We start from the raw sequence: 17,769 nt of genomic DNA on the forward strand, positions 1-17,769 counted from the left end.
TCCAGCTGCTGACAGCTTTATGCCAGGTTTGCAATGATCATAACTTGCCCAGAATGTTCTAAAAAATACTCTGTAAAGGCCGAGTCAATTGGCCCGAAAGGCAGAACTGTACGCTGCAAGAATTGCGGCAATAGCTGGCATCAGGACCCGCCCGGTGCAAAACCGGCGGCACCGGCAGCACCCGCGCCATCACCGGCACAGGAAAGCGCGCCATCCTCCTTTGAGGATGCGATGTCGCAAACCGGTGATGCGGGGGGCGCACCGTATAATGGTGATGTCGATCCGGGCTTTGAAGGGGCGGACCGCATTCCCGATCCGCCGCCCTTTCCGCGTCAATTGTCCGAACAGGAAACTGCTGCGCCGAAATCGAAAAAAGGCATTATCGGCTGGATCATTCTGATTCTGGTTTTGGTTGGTGTGGGGGCCGGGGCCTTTTTTGCCAAGGATACGCTGATCAATCTTTGGCCGCCGATTGCCAAGGTTTATTCGATGGTGGGGCTGAATGTGCCTCATGTCGGCGAAGGCCTTGATATCAAGGAAATGCCGCCAACCCGTGAAGAGGAAGACGGCGTTGATGTGCTGGTGGTACGGGCGGAAATCGTCAATGTCAGCAGTGTGGACCGGCCTTTGCCCTATTTGCTGATCGAGCTGCTTGATCCGCTGGATCGTGTGGTGCAGCGTAAAAAGGTCGCCCTGATTTATGACGAAAGTGCGGTTCAGAGTGACCCCAGTGCCCCGATTCAGGAACAGATTTTGCCGGTTGGCAAAAGCCTGAATGTGGAAACCAAAATTCGCAAACCGAACCCGACGGCAACGCGCCTGCAAGTTACCTTCCTTGACCCGCGCGAGGCGGTTGACCAATAAGATTTTTATTCGGTTGGATTATCGGCAGGCGGCCTTTTATCAGGGTCGCCTGTTTTGTTTTGCCTTGTCTTGTTTATCAGGGAAGCGTCTTGCCGGGACAATGCTTCGGGGTTTTTGCCGTTAAAGACACATCGCTTTAAAACCGCTTGAGTAGCCGGTCGATATAGTCATGTTCGATTTTCGGGCGTTGCGGATCACCGGAGCGGCGGCGCAATTCCTGAAGGATGCGCCAGGTTTGGTTCAGGGTGTCGGCATCGGGGATGCGAACACCACTGCCACCATCAACCGGGCGTCCTAGCGGGTCGCGCTGGCCCGATCTGCCCATTTCATCAAGCAACGGCATCATCCTGCTAAGACCTTCAAGCGCCTGGCCAAGCGAACCGATGCCATCACGCAGGCTTTGCAGGGCCTGTTGCTGCTGTTGCAGGGCCTCGTGCTGGCGACCGTGTTCCAGTGCCTCCGTGGCACGTTTCATGGCGTCAATGGCACTTTGCAGGCCGCTGCTTTGCCCAAAGCGGTCAAAACTTTCATTTTGTGTCAGGGCATTGGCATCATCTGAAAGCTGTTGCTGGCTGCGGGCGCGGTTTTGGCTGCTGGGGGCATCATTGCTGCGTTGGTCGCCCTGGTCCATCAGGTCCTGCTGGCGGCGTGCCAGGTCGCGCATGCCATCGAGCATCTGGCGCAGCGGGCGGGCCATGTCGGACCCCTGGCCTTCGGGGCTGATCTGCATGTTTTCAACCAGTTGGCGCAATTGTTCGATCAGGTTTCGGGCCTCGTTGCGCGCGCCCGACCTCATCAGATCGCCGATCTGGTCAATAACGCGCGACAGGTCCTGTTGTTCGATCATTTTGCCAAGCGGGGCATTTTTCGATTTTTGCGGCTGGTCCTGTTGGGCCAGCGCGGACATATAGTCATTCAGGGCCTGGCGATATTGTTCGATCAGGTCGGAAATTTGCTGTTCGCTGATATCGGGGTTGGACAGGGCCTTGAGCAGGTTTTCCTCGGCCTCGATCAGGTTGCGTTCGGCCTGGCCATATTGGCCGCGTTCAATTTGTTCGGCAATGTGCCATAAAAGGTCGCCCACATTGTGCTGATAGGCAATGTCATCGAGATGTGCGGACAACCGGGCTGTTGCCACCGACAGCCCCAGGAAAATGCCAATATCGCCCCCGTAAGCCTGCGGGGCGTTCAAAACCGGATAAAGGCTGTCGCGCCATTCGCGGGCCCGTTCAGGGTAGCGCAGCAGACGTTTGCGAATATCAATCAGCTTGCGGGCAACGGGATGGGTAAATTCCCGTTCCGGCAGAACGATGGACTGAATATTGCTTTGGGCCGTTTGCCCGGCATTGTCGGTTGCGACCAGTTGCAAATTAACCGGTAAACCAGCCCAGGGATGGGCGATCATATTTAAAAAATAGGGTCCGTGCAAATTGTTGACGGACGGCAAATATTCAGCACTTCCAGAAGGTTGCCCGGGTGTCGTTGTCGTGGCCGCATTGTTTGCGGCCCCGTTATTGCCCGATGCGGGCCGATCGTTGACGTCATCGCTGGCATGTGGCCCGGTCAGGTCGATGGTCATGGCATCGGTCCGGCCATACAGGGCGGGTGGCGTTGTCTCAAGCCGTGGACGCACGACAAGCGCAAGTTTGCGCAGCCCGTAATCATCATTGGCGATGTAATCAAGATGCACATGGTCGCGTTTGGTTGCCGTGGGCGGGGCGACAAATGCCAGCACCGGCGGCATATCGGGGATGATGTCCACGCTCAGGGTCAGGCGGCTGGTGCCCCAAACCGTGATATTCCAGTCGCCAGGCTGATCAAGCGGTGTTGCCACGCTATAGGTGTTATTGCCGCTTTCGTCCCCCAGGGTATGTTCGTGTCCGTCGGGCGAAATCAGGGTAGGTTTCCAGGCGCTGACAATATTACCCGACAGCACGGTTCCGGCAGGAACGCGCAAATGCACATGGTGGTTGTTTGTATTTTTTTGTGCGGTGCTGTCATTGTCCGGTTGGGGGCTGGTGTTGCCGGTGTTGCGGAAGGTACCAAAGCCGTAATCAATTTCGTCAGACGGGGATACCCGCCTTTCCCCGGACACTGCGCCTGATGGCGTGGCCGTGTTCCCGTGCGTGCCGGATGCGGCAAAACCGGTTTCATTGGCGGTGACATAGGTGATGTTGTTTTCGGTAGCCGGATTAATGGTGCGCGGGACTTTGCCGGTATAGGCCGGTGGCGTGACCCACAGGCTGGCGTTGAACTGGGCGGTGCCAAGGCGCCCGATCGGGTCAAAGGCGGAGGCAAGGCGGTCGCCATATTTGCCATTGGCACTCAGGATACCAACAAATAACAGCAAAACCGGAATAACGCTTAACCCGAACGGGTCCATTTTTGCCAGCACGGCACGCGGGCGCGGCAGATGCAGTTTTCGGGTGCGTGCCGCGTTCACGCGCAATTGCCGCTGCCATAAATAGGATGTCAGCGCATCGTCGGAAGGCAGGATGGCATCACGCTGGGTCTGGATCGGGGTGTGGGGCAAATGATTGGCGGCCTCAAGGCGCGCCATCACCTCGAAGGCGGTGGGAGGCTGCCAGGCCCGCCAGACAAAGACGCAACCGACAAGAATGCCAATCACGGCCACGGCCAGAAGGGCGATATGAATGATCGGAGGGAGAAAAGCGAAAAGACCGGTCAGCGCCAGGCCGAGAAGAGACGCCATAATCGCCAGCACGGGGATCAGGCGCGGCCACACCTTTTCCCACGTCAGAATATGACGTGTAATCGCAAGGTGGCGTTCCAGCCGGGCGGAAGTGACCAACATATTCACGCAAACGGTCCTGTCGTGGATCCAATCATCCCAGTTTGGACGCCTCATACGCAAGGTCAAGCAAAGAGAGCGTGAGCAGATGGAAAAAGGACCGCGCACTTCACGGTCCTTTGTCATCTTCATGTTGTTGGCGAGGGTCGGGCTGGTTGCCTTTAATCCAGCCAGCCCGGGATTTTATCAAGACCGATCAACTCGTCGATGGACTGGCGTTCGCGGATCACGGCAAATTTATCCCCGCTGACCAGAACTTCCGGCGTCAAGGCACGGGTGTTATAGGTCGATGACATCACCGCGCCATAGGCCCCGGCCGAACAGATTGCCACCAGATCCCCCGGTTGCAGGGTGTCGGGCAGTTTGCGGTCCTTGCCGAATGTATCACCGGTTTCGCAAACCGGACCCACCACATCAACCGTTGCCATTTTATCCCCATCACCTGCTTCGTTTACGGCGATGATTTCGTGATAGGCGTTATACAGGGTCGGGCGGATCAAATCGTTCATTGCGGCATCAAGAATGACAAAGCGTTTGGCTTCGCCATCTTTGATATACATGACGCGCGATACCAAAATCCCGGCATTACCGACAATCAGGCGGCCCGGCTCCAGGGTGATATGGCAGCCAAGATGCCCCACCGTTTCACGCACCATCTGGCCATAGGCATCGGGCAGGGGCGGTGTTTCACCCTGATAGGCAATGCCAAGCCCGCCACCCAGATCCAGGTTTTTAATCTCGATCCCGTGGGTGCGCAGTTCCTCGACCATGCCTGCCAGGCGGGTAAAGGCCTCGCGGAACGGGGTCAGATCGGTAAGCTGCGATCCAATGTGCATGGCAATGCCGGTAACGTCGATGCCGTCCATAGCCGCTGCATCGCGATAGACTTCAATCGCGCGGGTCCAGTCGATGCCAAATTTGTTTTCGGCCTTGCCTGTGGCGATTTTTTCATGGGTTTTGGCATCGACATGCGGGTTGATGCGCAGCGCGATGCGGGCCTTTTTGCCCATATCCAGGGCCACGCGGTTTAGCTCGATCAATTCGGGGATCGATTCGACATTGATCTGGGCAATGTCGGCCTCCAGGGCTTCGCGCATTTCGGCATCGGCCTTGCCGACGCCCGAAAAAATCACCTTGGACGGCGCAATACCGGCACGCAAGGCCCGGCGCATTTCACCAACCGAAACCACATCGGCCCCGGCCCCCAGTTTGGCAAGGGTCTTGATCACGGCCTGGTTTGAATTGGCCTTCAGGGCATAACACACCGTGGCATCCAGCCCGTCAAACGCGCTGGCATAAACCTTGTAATGGCGTTCCAGCGTTGCAGTGGAATAGCAATAAAACGGGGTGCCGACCTGCTGTGCAAGGTCAGGGATCGAAACGCCTTCGGCGCTCAGAACACCATCAACATATTCAAAATGGTTCATTGGCTGGGATAGCTCCGGGGGTAATCTTTGCCAGCATCCGTTGGCGGTTCAGGCGGGCCTTTTTTGCCACATGCGGCAACGGCCAGTCCCATGGTCACTGCCAGCGCCAAAATCAGCGCGCGCGTGCCCGGGCGGGTCATTTTCAGATCTTTCATTTCAAAAACCTTTCCTTTGCCGTAGCAACCGCCTCGCGCACCCGTTCCGGGGCGGTGCCGCCAAAACTTTTGCGCGCCGCAACCGATGCTTCCACGGTCAAGACGTCAAAAACGGCGGCGGTAATTTTTGGCTCGATCTTCTGGAGTTCTTCAAGCGGGATCTGGTCCAAATCACAGCCCAGCGTTTCGGCCAGCTTTACGGTGGACCCTACCACATGGTGTGCATCGCGGAACGGCATGCCCAGTTCTGTTACCAGCCAGTCGGCAAGGTCGGTTGCGGTGATGTAACCGGCCCCGGCAGCCTTGCGCATGTTATCGGCAAAAACCTTCATATCGGCGACCATGCCGGTCATGGCGGCAACACACAGCCCCAAATGGTCATGGGCAAAGAAAACCGGTTCCTTGTCTTCCTGCATGTCCTTGGAATAGGCCAGCGGCAGGCCCTTCATCGATAACATCAGCGAGTTATAACACCCGACAATCCGGCCAATTTTGGAGCGGATCAGCTCTGCAGCATCGGGGTTGCGTTTTTGCGGCATGATCGACGACCCGGTGGAGAATTTGTCGGACATGCCGATAAATTTGAACTGGGCCGAACACCAGATCACCATTTCCTCGGCCAGGCGCGACAGGTGCATGGCGGTAATCGAGGCCGCATTGAGATATTCCAGGGCAAAGTCCCGGTCCGATACGGCATCCAGCGAATTGGCTGTCGGACGGTCAAAGCCCAGGGCTTCAGCCGTTAGGTGGCGGTCAATCGGGTAGGGTGTTCCGGCCAGGGCAGCGGAGCCCAGCGGGTTTTCGTTCATGCGTGCCTTGCAGTCCGCCACGCGCGAACGGTCCCGGCCAAACATTTCAACATAGGCCAGCATATGATGGCCGAATGTAACCGGCTGGGCAGCCTGCAGGTGGGTAAAGCCCGGCATCACGGTATCAACATGTTTTTCCGCCTGGCCGATCAGGGCTTCCTGCAAACCGGCAAGGCCAGCTTCAAGATCGTTCAGGGCAACGTCGCGTACCCACAGTTTGAAATCGGTGGCAACCTGGTCGTTGCGTGACCGGCCAGTATGAAGGCGGCCTGCCGCCGGACCGATCAGGTCGCGCAGGCGGCTTTCGACATTCATGTGAATATCTTCAAGGGCGGCGGAAAACACGAAATGGCCGCTCTCGATTTCTTGAAGAATGCGCTCTAGACCTTCGATGATTTTCTCGCCATCCTCAGCCGAAATGATGTTTTGTTTGACCAGCATGGCGCAATGGGCTTTGGACCCCTGAATGTCCTGGGCATACAGGCGTTTGTCAAACCCGATCGAAGCATTGATTTCTTCCATGATGGCGGAAGGGCCTGCTTCAAAGCGACCGCCCCACAGGGCGTTGGCGTTTTTCTGGTCGGCAGAGGTCTGGTCGGTCATGTTGTTTTCGCTTTGGTCTGAAAGGTGTTTGTTGTGAAGCCACTGCTTCAATATATGAAACTTGGCGTGATTGTCGCCATATCTGCCATTTATGCAAGCCCTGCCTTTGCCAATGTGGATGTCCCTGACGAACTTTCCAAACTTGACAGCACAACACATGCAGGCCCGCTACCCGATAAAACGGCGTTTAGCGATGAAAACGGCAATATTCACGACCTGAAAGATTTTCAGGGAACCGTGCTTTTGGTCAATTTATGGGCGACCTGGTGTGCCCCTTGCGTGAAAGAAATGCCCGATTTGAACGAACTGGCCGATAAAATGGCCGACAAACCGTTTCGGGTGCTTGCCATCAGCCAGGACCGGGGCGGGGCACAGGATGTGCAGGCGTTTTACAAAGAAAACGACATCCATAATCTAGACACGGCGCTTGATCCCAAAGGCGTGATGGCACGTTCCTTTAAAGTGCGCGGTTTGCCAACCAGCATTCTGATCGGGCGGGATGGCAATATTATCGGTTATATTGAAGGCATTGCCCCCTGGACGGACCCGGCGGTGATCGATTATTTCACCCGGCTGACCGAAATGTGACGCCGCCCAGGTTAACCGGCAGTGTCCTGATATTCCTCACGCAGGGCATTATAAAGGCGGCGGAACTTTGCCAGCCGGGGCTGGTATTGGGCGTGGCGGTTTTGGTTGGGTGTTAAAATGTCTTCGATGGCGGGCGGGGTACAAATTTCCGCGATTGTGCCCTCGCGCAGCGCCAGCCGGGCGAGGCGGGCCGCGCCAAAGGCCGGGCCTTTTGTTCCGCCCTGATAGCGGGCAAGGGGTGTTCCCATAATATCGGCAATCATCTGCGTCCAGTACAGGCTGCGCGCGCCGCCGCCAATTACGCCGGGCAATTCGCAATAGGTGCCCGCCGCATGCAGGCAGGATTGGGCATCGGCCAGGGCAAAGGCAACACCTTCCAGCACCGCCTGTGCCATATGTTCGCGTGCGGTATCGGTGCCAAGTCCAAAGAAAACCCCGCGGGCATAGGGGTCATTATGCGGGGTGCGTTCACCACTGAGATAGGGCAAAAACATCAGTTCGGACGGTTTTTTGTGTTGGGCTTCAATGCGGTTCAAAAGGTCGCCGATATTGGTTTCGCCCAGAATTTTTGCAATCCAGGCCAGGCAACTGGCCCCGTTTAACAGCACCGCCATCTGAAACCAGCGATCCGGGATGGCATGGGCAAAGCTGTGCAGCAGCAATTCCGGTTTCGGGCGATAGCGGTCGGAGGCGACAAAAAGCTGTGACGAGGTGCCCAGCGAAATAAAGCCCGATCCGTGGGTGACAGCCCCGGCCCCCATACCGCCGGTTGCCGCATCGCCCCCACCCCCGGCAATCACCACATTTTTTGCCATGCCCCAGCGTTCGGCAAGGTCAGTACGAAGTGTGCCGGTGGGGTCGCTGCCTTCAAACAGGGCCGGGATCTGATCACGGTCAAGGCCGGTTGCGGCAATGGCATCGTCATTCCAGGTGCGGTTTTCCTCGTCCAGCCACAGGGTGCCTGCCGCGTCGGACATTTCGGTGGCCTTTTCCCCGCACAGGCACAGGCGGATATAATCCTTGGGCAGCATTACGGTGCGAATCGCGTCAAATACATCGGGTTCGTGTTTGCGCAGCCACATGATTTTGGGGGCGGTCATGCCCGACATGGCAACCACGCCTGCACGCAAAGGCAGGCCAGGCAGGGCGGTTTCCAGTTCGTCACATTCGGTTTTGGCGCGGCCATCATTCCATAAAATGGCGGGGCGCAGCGGCGTATCATCGGCCCCCAAAACCACGGCACCGTGCATTTGCCCGGAAAGACCAATGGCGCGGACTTTTGCCAGCGCCCCCGCATTGTCCTTCATAATCAGGTCAATGGCGTTCAGGGTGGCTTCCCACCAGTCGGCGGGGTTCTGCTCGCTCCAGTAGGGGTGCGGATTGCTAATCGGCAGGGCAATATCGGCCTCGGCAACAATTGCGGATGCGTCATCCATCAGCAGCGCCTTGACGGCTGATGTCCCAACATCGATTCCCATGAACATGAGGTCTGCCTCCCACTGGTTTTATTGTTTACAGGAGTACAACTTCAGCCCGTAATATCAACCTCTTTGATTGTGAAAGTTCGGCAATGGTGCCAATGACGGGCACAACAAAAAAGGCCATCGTCCCGAAAACGATGGCCTTTGATGTTTTTTCGATCCCGGATTAGCGGGTCGGGACCGGTTCGTCGCCGGAATAGTCATAGAAGCCACGGCCCACCTTGCGACCAAGCCAGCCAGCCTCGACATATTTGACCAGAAGCGGGCAGGGACGATATTTGGTATCGGCCAGGCCATCATGCAGAACGTGCATGATCGAAAGACAGGTATCGAGACCAATGAAGTCCGCCAGTTGCAGCGGCCCCATCGGGTGGTTTGCGCCAAGGCGCAACGCGGTATCGATCGACTGCACATTGCCTACACCCTCGTAAAGGGTATAGACGGCCTCGTTGATCATCGGCAGCAGGATGCGGTTGACGATAAAGGCCGGGAAGTCTTCGGCACTTGCCGTGTCTTTGCCCAGTTTTTTCGTCAGTTCATGAATGGTGCGGTAGGTTGCCTCATCGGTGGCGATACCACGGATCAGTTCAACCAGCTTCATCAGCGGCACCGGATTCATGAAGTGCATGCCCATGAATTTTGCCGGCCGGTCGGTATAGGATGCGAGACGCGTGACCGAAATGGACGAGGTGTTGGTCGCAATAATCGCATCCGGCCCCAGGACCGGGCACAGCGACTTGAAGATCTGCTTTTTGATCTCTTCGTTTTCGGTCGCGGCTTCGATCACGAGATCACAATCCGACAGGAAGGCATATTCCACCCCGGTGGTAATCCGGGACAGGGCCGCATCCTTGTCTGCTTGCGAAATCATCTCTTTTCTGACTTGACGGTCCATATTCTTGCCGATCTGACCCAGCGCCTTTTCAAGCGCCTCTTCAGATACGTCAAGAAGGCGGACGTCATAACCAGCCAGAGCGACCACATGGGCAATCCCGTTGCCCATCTGACCGGCCCCGATCACGCCGATTGTTTTGATATCTTCCAATGAAGCCATAGTTCCCCACTCATCCTTATCCAAAAAGGATATGACTATTTGTCGAGTTCACTCGCCAGTGCGGGAAGGGCCTCGAACAGGTCCGCAACAAGTCCGTAATCGGCAACCGAGAAAATCGGCGCATCTTCGTCCTTGTTGATCGCGACAATGACCTTACTGTCCTTCATGCCGGCAAGATGCTGAATAGCACCTGAAATGCCTACCGCAATGTATAGCTGCGGTGCAACAACTTTGCCGGTTTGTCCCACCTGCCAGTCGTTCGGGGCATAGCCGGCATCAACCGCAGCGCGTGATGCGCCAATGGCCGCACCCAGTTTGTCGGCAATCGGCTCGATCAGATGGAAGTTTTCAGCAGACCCCATGCCACGGCCCCCGGAGATCACAACCGCGGCTGCGGCCAGTTCCGGGCGTTCCGACTCGGTCAGTTCCTGACCGACAAAGCTGGACTTGCCAAAATCGGATGCAATCGAGACGTTTTCAACGCTGGCCGAACCGCCTTCGCCTGCCACCGGATCAAAGCCCGTGGTCCGCACGGTAATCAGTTTCAGGCTGTCGGATGACTGCACGGTGGCAAGGGCGTTGCCCGCATAAATCGGACGGACAAAGGTATCGGCACTTTCAACATCGATGATGTCGGAAATCTGCGCAACGTCCTTAAGGGCGGCAACACGCGGCATGAAGTTTTTACCGGTGGTCGATGATGCAGCCAGAATATGGCTGTAATCACCGGCCAGTTCCGTAACCAGACCCGCCAGGTTTTCAGCCAGGGCATGACCATAGGCGGCATTGTCAGCCAGCAGAACCTTGGAAACGCCTTCGGCCTTTGCGGCGGCATCGGCAATCGCAGCGCAGTTTTCACCGGCAACCAGAACCGTAATGTCGCCGCCGATTTTTTTGGCCGCGGCGATGGTGGAAAGGGTCGCGCCCTTCAATTCGGTATTGTCGTGTTCGGCAATAACAAGAATGCTCATTGGACCTGCCCCCGCTTAAATTACTTTGGCTTCGTTACGAAGCTTGTCGACCAGTTCGGCAACATCGCCCACCTTGATGCCCGCTTCGCGGACAGGCGGTTCCGTTACCTTCAGCGTTTTGAGGCGCGGTGCCGTCTCAACGCCAAGATCGGCCGGTGTCATGGTTTCAAGCGGCTTTTTTTTCGCTTTCATGATGTTCGGAAGCGAGGCATAGCGCGGTTCGTTAAGGCGAAGGTCGGTGGTGACAATGGCCGGAAGGTCCAGCTTCACCGTTTCCAGGCCGCCGTCAACTTCACGGGTGACATCCATTTTGCCATCGGCAATGGCAACCTTGGAGGCAAAGGTGCCCTGCGGCCACCCCAGCAATGCGGCCAGCATCTGGCCGGTCTGGTTGGCATCATCGTCAATGGCCTGTTTGCCCAGGATCACCAGATCCGGGCTTTCCTTGGCCACAACTTCCTTTAACAGCTTGGCAACGGCCAGCGGCTGCAATTCGTCGTCGCTTTCAACCAGAATGGCGCGGTCCGCACCCATTGCCAGGGCGGTGCGCAGCGTTTCCTGGGACTGCTTCACACCCAGGGAGACGGCGACCACTTCACTGGCAGTACCGGCTTCTTTCAGGCGGACGGCTTCTTCAACGGCAATTTCGTCAAACGGGTTCATGGACATCTTGACGTTGTTGAGTTCAACGCCTGACTGGTCCTGTTTGACACGGATCTTGACGTTGTAATCCACAACGCGCTTAACGGCGACAAGAACCTTCATGACAGACCTGTTCGTTTTTGTTGTCTAACCAATGAGCATATCAGCCCGAAAAGCCCGATATGCCCGGTGTTACTGTTTTCCCTGCGATGCACAATAATTGCCATCTACAGGATTGTCAATTTACGTAAAGAGGTTAACGTTAACGATAACTTCTTTACTAAACATATCTGATGCTTGTCCATCTTGATAAGGGACAAAATCAGCCATGAATAGAGGTTTTGTCCATCTTTTCATTATCGTGTCAGACCCGGTTGCCACAAAACATCGCCTTTGCCACCATTATTGGCGTAGCGCGAGAGGACAAACATGTGGTCTGACAAACGGTTGATGTATCTGACGGCCTCGGGATTGATGGTTTCCATTTCGGACAGTTCGACAATCAGGCGTTCGGCCCGGCGCGAGACAGTCCGCGCGACATGCAATTGTGCGGCAAGGGCACTGCCGCCGGGCAGGACAAAGGACTTTAACGGCGCAAGCCCGGCATTGATGGCATCAATTTCCTGCTCCAGCCGTTCGGTCTGGCGGGCGGTAATGCGCAGGGCCGGTTGATCGGGGCTGTCATCCGTACCGTCGCCGGGCGTGCACAGATCCGCCCCCAGATCAAACAGGTCATTCTGAATACGGGCAAGCATGGCATCAATGTTTTCGTGATCGCCATGTTCGGCGCTGTGCAGGCGGGCGACCCCGATAACGGCATTGGTTTCATCCACCGTGCCGTAGGCGTCAACGCGAATATGGTTTTTGGCAACCCGTTTTCCGTTGCCCAGGGCGGTTTTGCCCTTGTCACCTGATTTGGTGTAAATGCGTGTAAGCTGAACCATGTTGTGGGAATGTTTTCCGTTGGTTTGTCGATGAACCCGTTACCGGCAGAAGCAAAGCATTCTGCCCTAGTGATGCCCAATGGCGAGGACTGAAAGGATGAGCAGAAGGACGATGGCACCAGCCTGGGCGATGATGCGCCATTGCATCAGCTTGTTGGAGGTGCGTGCACTTTTGCCCCGGGCCATTGTGACAATACCCAGCACCAGAATGATGCCGACAGCCGCCATCGCCAGCAAAACACCGATTTGCAAAAACGCTGCCATCTCTCATCTCCGTTAAGACCTGCCTGATATGTAATCTGGCGCGGTATTTCAGCAAGGTGCCTGGCCCGGTGTCGGGATGGTGCAGGAATATGGTGCCTGCGCCATCCATTTGGCAGGGGCCGGTCGGGTATGCTGCGTCAATCTGTCGGGCAGGGCAAGGTTTGCTGTCACGGAAAGATAAAAATTCCTGCATTAACGGCTTGGGTCATTGAAATTTTCACCTTTAATAAGGTCGGTGACACTGCCGAAATTAAAGCCGGACACGAAAAAGAAGCCAGCGTGGGGGATCGCTGGCTTCAGGTTTGTTTGCCCGTGTTTTGCAACCATGATTGTTGCGAGCAGATAAAACCGGGGCAGGGGACGGCCCCGGTTTATTCGTTGAAAAAATCTGCCGCTAATTATTGATGAAACAGGCCGCTTTTGCCGTCATAGGACATTTCGATCTGGTTTGTGCCGCCGCCAAATTTTGCGACCGACTGTTTGCCGGTCACATCGGTGACGATGGTCGAGCTTTCAAAATGGCCTTCCAGCCAGATATAGACATAGGTGTAAGGGGTTGCCTGGATCTGCTGGGTGGCCAGAACCGACGTGGCGGAAATCGGTTTGCGGTCCTGGATCTGCTGGTTGACCTGGGCGGTCTGGGACAGGCCAAAGGTCAGAGCGGGATATTTGTCATAGGGCATGTCGTTCTGGGCGGCAAACGTCCCGGACCCGATCGCGGGATTCTTCACCGGCTCGCTAAAGGTTGCGGTCTGACCGAAGGTATAGACCGACCCCGTCATGGCCGGGCCAGGCTGGACTTCGGACAGTTTGGTGATTTTTTCGCCATTTTTGCCCGCCGATGCCGTCGAGGCATAGATCCAGTATTCTTCCGACCACTGAATGGTATTGCTCTCGAACGGATCGAAGGCCACCCAGATCACATTTGCCGAAGAATTGCTAACCGGTTTTGCCAGTGCGACTTTCTGCTGCGCCCCATTGATGGTGTCGAGGTCCTTGGGATCGATATTGAGGGTGAGGGTGAAATCCATGATGTGCTCCTGAAAAATTTATTGTCTGAGCATTTTGCTCGCAGAAAGAAATAGCGTTAACGAATTGCGCGTATAACGGGAATAGTTCCACTGAGGTTAGTCTCTAAATACTTCTAATGTGTCGGAGGTGGAAACCATAACCAGGGGCAGTGAAATGGACCGTTATATATTCAAGGGTTTTCCGATTTACGATCAGGTGGCATTTGCGAAGCTGGAGCAGTTATTTAACGAAAACCGTTCATTGATAATGGCTTCAATGCCGTGGCTTGTGGCGGAACTGATCGAGGATTTTGGATTTCGTGTGGCGCTGGAGTTTATTTACCAGCATGGAGGGCGCAAGATATATCTGAAAAATGACCGGGCCGATCTGGCCCGGAAAATGGATTTGAATATCTCGCATAGGTTGCATGACCGGATTTTGCATTTTTCCAGCAGCAGTGGCTATGTTGAAATTCCGTCACCGTGGGGGGTGTCGGAATCCATTCGTCGCGCCATGATTATGGGCGATTATTCCAAGGGGATGAACCGCGAGGAAATTCGCCAGACTTATGGCCTGTCCAGTCGGGCGCTCACCAATATTTTCAGCGTCAACCGGGGATAGGGTTGCCTGGGCAATGATCCGGCCGGGCAGCGGGTCATTGCCAATCGTCTCGCAAAACGGGCCTGTCCTGGTGTGTTTTTGGCTGTCGCAATTCTGATGATGTAAATAGCGGGGCAGCTTGGCAAAGGGCGACATGCCCCTGTGCGATGGGATTTGCCAAAATTGCGTTTGAGGACCGGCTGATTTTCGGCCTGGTATGATCTGGATGCTTTTCATTCCGGAACGAAGCGATTACCAAGGCGGCAGGATCAATTTTATATGGGCCCCACACCATGACCAGCCGCATTAAGGATGCTGCCCTGGCAGCCAATATTACCCCCGAAACCCTTGCCTGGCGCGAGGTGATTTGCCCGGTTACCGCGGCTTATGGCCGCTATGTTGCCAAGCGGGACCTGCGGGGCAAAACCATCGTCAGTTTCCAGCATGTGCTGGAAGATACCATTCCCACCCTGCTGCCTTTTGTGCAGGCAGGCGCAAGGGTAAAGGTTGGCGCCTGCAACCCCGATAGCACCGATGATGCGGCAGCGGCCTATCTGGCGGCAAACGGGGTGGAGGTGCATGCCTTTTCCGGCATGACACCCGACGAATATGCCAAAAGCATTGATATTTTAAGCGATGAGCCCGCCGATATTATCGCCGATATGGGCGGCGAGTTGATCGAAGCGTTCGTGAAAAAAGGCCACAAGGTGGAAGGCGCGCTGGAAGCCACCACAACCGGTGTGCACCGGGTTGAAAAGCTGGCGCTGAATTTTCCGGTGTTTAACTGGAACGATATTGCGATTAAGGATCGCCTGCATAACCGCCACCATGTTGCCCAGGAAATGTGGCCGGTCTTTTCCAATGTTACGGGTCTTGCCCTGTATGGCCGCACGGTGCTGGTGATTGGTTTTGGCCCGGTCGGGCGCGGCGTGGCCGAACGGGCGCGCAATTTGGGTGCGGTTGTATCGGTGGCTGAACGCGACCCGGTGCGTGCGCTGGAGGCCCAGCATCATGGTTGTGCGGTGGTGGATCTTGAAACCGGCCTTAAAAACAATGCCATTATCGTAACGGCGACCGGACTTTCGGGGATTTTGGGCAAGGCGCAGCTTTCACAGGTGCGGCGCGGGGCGGTTTTGGTCAATGTTGGTCATTCCAATACCGAAATTGATGTGGCCTGGCTTGATACCCTGCCGCGCACCCGTATGCGCCGCCACATCGAACGGTTTGACCTTGATGAAAACAAACAGGTTTACCTGTTAAATCGCGGCAGCCTGCTGAACCTTGCACCGGGCATGGGTGGTTCGGGCAAGGATTTGTTTGACCCGTTTTCGGCCATTTTGTTGCGCGGCATTGACTGGCTGGCATCGGGCGGGGCGGCATCGTTCAAACCCGGCTTCTGGGATTATCCGGCTGATCTGGAAGTAGAAATCGCCCAGCGTATTCTGGCCTCGCACAGCTAGGCCCCATCACCGCAATACACATGCAAAAGGCCGCAGGACCTGATGAAAGCACTGGAATGGATCGAAGACAGACTCTGCCATGCCGGGAGCCTGCGGCTTTATTGCGGTGGGCTGGCCGTGCAGGCCTATGGCGGGACGCGTCCGTTAAATGATATTGACCTTTTTATCCCGGCGGCCAATTTCGCACCGCTGGTGGACGAATTGCGCGACCATATTCGCAAACCCGCCATGCGCCAGCGCGAAGCAGGGTGGGATCTGACCTATGTGCAGTTTGTTTATGATGGCATCAAAATCGAAGTTGGCAGCGATGATCGCCCGCTTATTCAAAATGGTGCCAGCGGCGAATGGTGTCCGCTGGAAATTGATTATACCAGTGCCGAGTATCGCAGCATTGCGGGCTTGAGTATCCCGGTTATGGCCCGATCACACTTAATCGCCTATAAACGCATTCTCAAGCGCGATGTTGACCGGGTTGATATTGGCGAAATCGCCTGAAACGGGTGCGGTGCAACAGCTTTGCATCAAGGCTGGAATGTTTCTTAAAAACATTCGCAATATCAGATACTTGACTGATACATTTTATTACAAATTTTCCTTAATCAGGCATAATTCTGCGACCGTGATGTGGTTTAACCGGCCTATGGGCAACGGCCTGTTTCAGGCGGGGCCATTCAGGGGCAAAGGACACAATCATGCGTGCGATAAAATGGATTTTCTGGTTTTTTCTGGTCGGTATTGGTGGCCTGTGGGTCGCCGAACATCTGTATTTCTGGCAGCAGGAAAATGTCATTTTGCTGCGCAATCAGTTTTTGCAGCTGAGCGGGGTGATGGCGATTTCGGTCATGAGCCTGATCATGATCCTTGCGACCCGGCCCAAATGGCTTGAACCCTATGTGGGCGGGCTCGATAAAACATATCGCTTGCATAAATGGCTGGGTATTGCCGCACTGAGTTTGGCGGTCATTCACTGGCTGTGGAAAGAGGCGCCCAAATGGTTGAAGGGACTCGGACTGTTGGATTTCAGGCGTCCGCCGCGTCCCTCGCAGGAGGGCTGGAGCCTGTTACAGGAATTCCTGGCATCGCAGCGTCATTTGGCCGAGGGGATTGGCGAATGGAGCTTTTATATTGCCGTTGCCTTGATGGTGATCGCACTGGTCAAACTGGTACCATATCGCTGGTTTGCCAAAACCCATAAATTTATTGCGTTTGCCTATCTGGCCCTGGTGTTCCATGCGGTGGTTCTGTTTAACTTTGACGATTGGGCCGGGGCAGGTGGCGTGTTGCTGGCCGTGTTTTTGGCAGCAGGGGCCTATAGTGCCGTTTTGGTGCTAACCGGCCGTGTCGGGCGTAAATCCACGGCCATTGCGACACTTGAAAAAACCGAATATTTCCCGGCCATCAAATCGCTGGAAGTAACCCTGAAGGTGGATCAGGGCTGGCAGGGGCACCGGGCAGGGCAGTTCGCCTTTGTCACCTTTGATCGGCAGGAAGGCGCACATCCCTTTACCATTGCAACACCCTGGAATGCCGGGGACCGTCGTCTTACCATATTGATCAAGGCCCTGGGCGATTATACGGGTGCCTTGCCCGACCATTTGCAGGCCGGGACCCGTGCCCGAATCGAAGGCCCCTATGGTGCCTTTACTTTTGATGCACGGGGAAACCGCCAGGTCTGGATTGGCGGTGGCATTGGCATCACCCCGTTTCTTGCTCGCCTGAAGGAACTGGCCGAACTGCCCGCCGAACAACGCCAGAATATCGACCTTTATCATGCCATTCCGGTTGAGGATGAAACACTTTCGGCCCGTCTTAAAATGCTGGCCCGGCAGGCTGGTGTGACATTGCATATCATCGTTGACGGACGGGATGATTTATTGACCGGCGCAAGATTGCGTCGCGATGTGGCGGACTGGAAAAGTGCCAGTTTCTGGTTTTGCGGGCCGCGTCAGTTTGGCAATGCCCTTTATCGTGATTTGACGGGCAATGGCCTGCCATCCAGGCGGTTTCATCAGGAGCTTTTCGAGTTCCGCTAAAACCGGCTGATTACATAAAAAACCGGTTGCAAAGCATTCCCGCTTTGCGAC

At 55.7% G+C, this 17,769-nt stretch carries 18 protein-coding genes and 1 pseudogene; 8 read left to right on the forward strand and 11 right to left on the reverse strand.

What is annotated here, in order from left to right:
* Positions 1 to 33 precede the first annotated feature (33 nt).
* A pseudogene (locus tag TH25_RS25715) lies at positions 34 to 129 on the forward strand (zinc-ribbon domain-containing protein); the annotation flags it as partial.
* A 102-nt stretch (positions 130 to 231) separates the two neighbouring features.
* Entirely contained in the window at positions 232 to 864 is a 633-nt protein-coding gene (locus tag TH25_RS15030) for a DUF3426 domain-containing protein (protein ID WP_404969426.1), read from the forward strand.
* Positions 865 to 1,000: 136 nt separating this feature from the next.
* On the opposite strand, the gene TH25_RS15035 is transcribed toward TH25_RS15030, so the two are convergent.
* The 4 genes from TH25_RS15035 to argH form a co-directional block, all read right to left on the reverse strand.
* Positions 1,001 to 3,679 (reverse strand): DUF4175 domain-containing protein, encoded by a 2,679-nt coding sequence (locus tag TH25_RS15035; RefSeq protein ID WP_258549177.1) that lies wholly within the window; start codon positions 3,677 to 3,679, stop codon positions 1,001 to 1,003.
* Positions 3,680 to 3,837: 158 nt separating this feature from the next.
* Positions 3,838 to 5,103, reverse strand: coding sequence for a diaminopimelate decarboxylase (gene lysA / locus TH25_RS15040; protein WP_114089169.1), 1,266 nt, complete (start codon positions 5,101 to 5,103; stop codon positions 3,838 to 3,840).
* Entirely contained in the window at positions 5,100 to 5,258 is a 159-nt protein-coding gene (locus TH25_RS25085) for a hypothetical protein (protein WP_181847646.1), read from the reverse strand. The genes lysA and TH25_RS25085 overlap by 4 nt, the downstream gene beginning before the upstream one ends.
* On the reverse strand, positions 5,255 to 6,670 hold the full coding sequence (gene argH / locus TH25_RS15045) for an argininosuccinate lyase (RefSeq protein ID WP_114089170.1): 1,416 nt from the start codon (positions 6,668 to 6,670) through the stop codon (positions 5,255 to 5,257). The genes TH25_RS25085 and argH overlap by 4 nt, the downstream gene beginning before the upstream one ends.
* A gap of 33 nt (positions 6,671 to 6,703) precedes the next feature.
* Between argH and TH25_RS15050 the strand changes: the two genes are divergently transcribed.
* On the forward strand, positions 6,704 to 7,258 hold the full coding sequence (locus TH25_RS15050; RefSeq protein WP_114089171.1) for a TlpA disulfide reductase family protein: 555 nt from the start codon (positions 6,704 to 6,706) through the stop codon (positions 7,256 to 7,258).
* 11 nt (positions 7,259 to 7,269) lie between these two features.
* Here the strand turns inward: TH25_RS15050 and xylB are convergent, their stop codons facing one another.
* The 6 genes from xylB to TH25_RS15080 form a co-directional block, all read right to left on the reverse strand.
* The gene (gene xylB, locus TH25_RS15055; RefSeq protein ID WP_114089172.1) at positions 7,270 to 8,742 is read right to left on the reverse strand and encodes a xylulokinase; all 1,473 of its coding nucleotides are present in this window, start codon (positions 8,740 to 8,742) and stop codon (positions 7,270 to 7,272) included.
* Positions 8,743 to 8,905: 163 nt separating this feature from the next.
* On the reverse strand, positions 8,906 to 9,793 hold the full coding sequence (locus TH25_RS15060; protein WP_114089173.1) for a 3-hydroxybutyryl-CoA dehydrogenase: 888 nt from the start codon (positions 9,791 to 9,793) through the stop codon (positions 8,906 to 8,908).
* A gap of 35 nt (positions 9,794 to 9,828) precedes the next feature.
* Positions 9,829 to 10,764, reverse strand: coding sequence for an electron transfer flavoprotein subunit alpha/FixB family protein (locus TH25_RS15065; RefSeq protein ID WP_114089174.1), 936 nt, complete (start codon positions 10,762 to 10,764; stop codon positions 9,829 to 9,831).
* Between the two features lie 15 nt (positions 10,765 to 10,779).
* On the reverse strand, positions 10,780 to 11,529 hold the full coding sequence (locus TH25_RS15070; RefSeq protein ID WP_114089175.1) for an electron transfer flavoprotein subunit beta/FixA family protein: 750 nt from the start codon (positions 11,527 to 11,529) through the stop codon (positions 10,780 to 10,782).
* A gap of 233 nt (positions 11,530 to 11,762) precedes the next feature.
* The gene (locus TH25_RS15075; RefSeq protein WP_114089176.1) at positions 11,763 to 12,350 is read right to left on the reverse strand and encodes a cob(I)yrinic acid a,c-diamide adenosyltransferase; all 588 of its coding nucleotides are present in this window, start codon (positions 12,348 to 12,350) and stop codon (positions 11,763 to 11,765) included.
* 66 nt (positions 12,351 to 12,416) lie between these two features.
* A complete protein-coding gene (locus TH25_RS15080; protein WP_114089177.1) occupies positions 12,417 to 12,614 on the reverse strand; it encodes a twin transmembrane helix small protein in 198 nt (65 codons plus the stop codon).
* Between the two features lie 129 nt (positions 12,615 to 12,743).
* Between TH25_RS15080 and TH25_RS15085 the strand changes: the two genes are divergently transcribed.
* Positions 12,744 to 13,019: a hypothetical protein gene (locus TH25_RS15085; protein ID WP_114089178.1), complete on the forward strand. Its 276-nt coding sequence runs from the start codon at positions 12,744 to 12,746 to the stop codon at positions 13,017 to 13,019.
* Here TH25_RS15085 and TH25_RS15090 read toward each other — a convergent pair.
* Complete coding sequence (locus TH25_RS15090; RefSeq protein ID WP_114089179.1) at positions 13,013 to 13,645, reverse strand: hypothetical protein; 633 nt, start codon at positions 13,643 to 13,645, stop codon at positions 13,013 to 13,015. The two genes, TH25_RS15085 and TH25_RS15090, sit on opposite strands and share 7 nt — an antisense overlap.
* A 154-nt stretch (positions 13,646 to 13,799) precedes the next feature.
* Between TH25_RS15090 and TH25_RS15095 the strand changes: the two genes are divergently transcribed.
* From TH25_RS15095 to TH25_RS15110, 4 genes are all read left to right on the forward strand, one after another.
* Entirely contained in the window at positions 13,800 to 14,246 is a 447-nt protein-coding gene (locus tag TH25_RS15095) for a hypothetical protein (protein WP_114089180.1), read from the forward strand.
* 272 nt (positions 14,247 to 14,518) lie between these two features.
* Positions 14,519 to 15,685 (forward strand): adenosylhomocysteinase, encoded by a 1,167-nt coding sequence (locus tag TH25_RS15100; protein ID WP_114089181.1) that lies wholly within the window; start codon positions 14,519 to 14,521, stop codon positions 15,683 to 15,685.
* Between the two features lie 42 nt (positions 15,686 to 15,727).
* Positions 15,728 to 16,180: a hypothetical protein gene (locus TH25_RS15105; RefSeq protein ID WP_114089182.1), complete on the forward strand. Its 453-nt coding sequence runs from the start codon at positions 15,728 to 15,730 to the stop codon at positions 16,178 to 16,180.
* Between the two features lie 197 nt (positions 16,181 to 16,377).
* The gene (locus TH25_RS15110) at positions 16,378 to 17,718 is read left to right on the forward strand and encodes a ferredoxin reductase family protein (RefSeq protein ID WP_114089183.1); all 1,341 of its coding nucleotides are present in this window, start codon (positions 16,378 to 16,380) and stop codon (positions 17,716 to 17,718) included.
* The last annotated feature ends 51 nt before the right edge of the window (positions 17,719 to 17,769 follow it).

This window comes from Thalassospira profundimaris (genome assembly GCF_003326755.1).
Classification (GTDB): domain Bacteria; phylum Pseudomonadota; class Alphaproteobacteria; order Rhodospirillales; family Thalassospiraceae; genus Thalassospira; species Thalassospira profundimaris_B.

Coding starts and splice junctions, on each gene's coding strand:
- TH25_RS15030 (WP_404969426.1), top strand. CDS start 232: ATGTCGCAAACCGGTGATGCGGGGGGCGCACCGTATAATGGTGATGTC.
- TH25_RS15035 (WP_258549177.1), bottom strand. CDS start 3,679: ATGTTGGTCACTTCCGCCCGGCTGGAACGCCACCTTGCGATTACACGT.
- lysA (WP_114089169.1), bottom strand. CDS start 5,103: ATGAACCATTTTGAATATGTTGATGGTGTTCTGAGCGCCGAAGGCGTT.
- TH25_RS25085 (WP_181847646.1), bottom strand. CDS start 5,258: ATGAAAGATCTGAAAATGACCCGCCCGGGCACGCGCGCGCTGATTTTG.
- argH (WP_114089170.1), bottom strand. CDS start 6,670: ATGACCGACCAGACCTCTGCCGACCAGAAAAACGCCAACGCCCTGTGG.
- xylB (WP_114089172.1), bottom strand. CDS start 8,742: ATGTTCATGGGAATCGATGTTGGGACATCAGCCGTCAAGGCGCTGCTG.
- TH25_RS15060 (WP_114089173.1), bottom strand. CDS start 9,793: ATGGCTTCATTGGAAGATATCAAAACAATCGGCGTGATCGGGGCCGGT.
- TH25_RS15065 (WP_114089174.1), bottom strand. CDS start 10,764: ATGAGCATTCTTGTTATTGCCGAACACGACAATACCGAATTGAAGGGC.
- TH25_RS15070 (WP_114089175.1), bottom strand. CDS start 11,529: ATGAAGGTTCTTGTCGCCGTTAAGCGCGTTGTGGATTACAACGTCAAG.
- TH25_RS15075 (WP_114089176.1), bottom strand. CDS start 12,350: ATGGTTCAGCTTACACGCATTTACACCAAATCAGGTGACAAGGGCAAA.
- TH25_RS15080 (WP_114089177.1), bottom strand. CDS start 12,614: ATGGCAGCGTTTTTGCAAATCGGTGTTTTGCTGGCGATGGCGGCTGTC.
- TH25_RS15085 (WP_114089178.1), top strand. CDS start 12,744: ATGCTGCGTCAATCTGTCGGGCAGGGCAAGGTTTGCTGTCACGGAAAG.
- TH25_RS15090 (WP_114089179.1), bottom strand. CDS start 13,645: ATGGATTTCACCCTCACCCTCAATATCGATCCCAAGGACCTCGACACC.
- TH25_RS15095 (WP_114089180.1), top strand. CDS start 13,800: ATGGACCGTTATATATTCAAGGGTTTTCCGATTTACGATCAGGTGGCA.
- TH25_RS15100 (WP_114089181.1), top strand. CDS start 14,519: ATGACCAGCCGCATTAAGGATGCTGCCCTGGCAGCCAATATTACCCCC.
- TH25_RS15105 (WP_114089182.1), top strand. CDS start 15,728: ATGAAAGCACTGGAATGGATCGAAGACAGACTCTGCCATGCCGGGAGC.
- TH25_RS15110 (WP_114089183.1), top strand. CDS start 16,378: ATGCGTGCGATAAAATGGATTTTCTGGTTTTTTCTGGTCGGTATTGGT.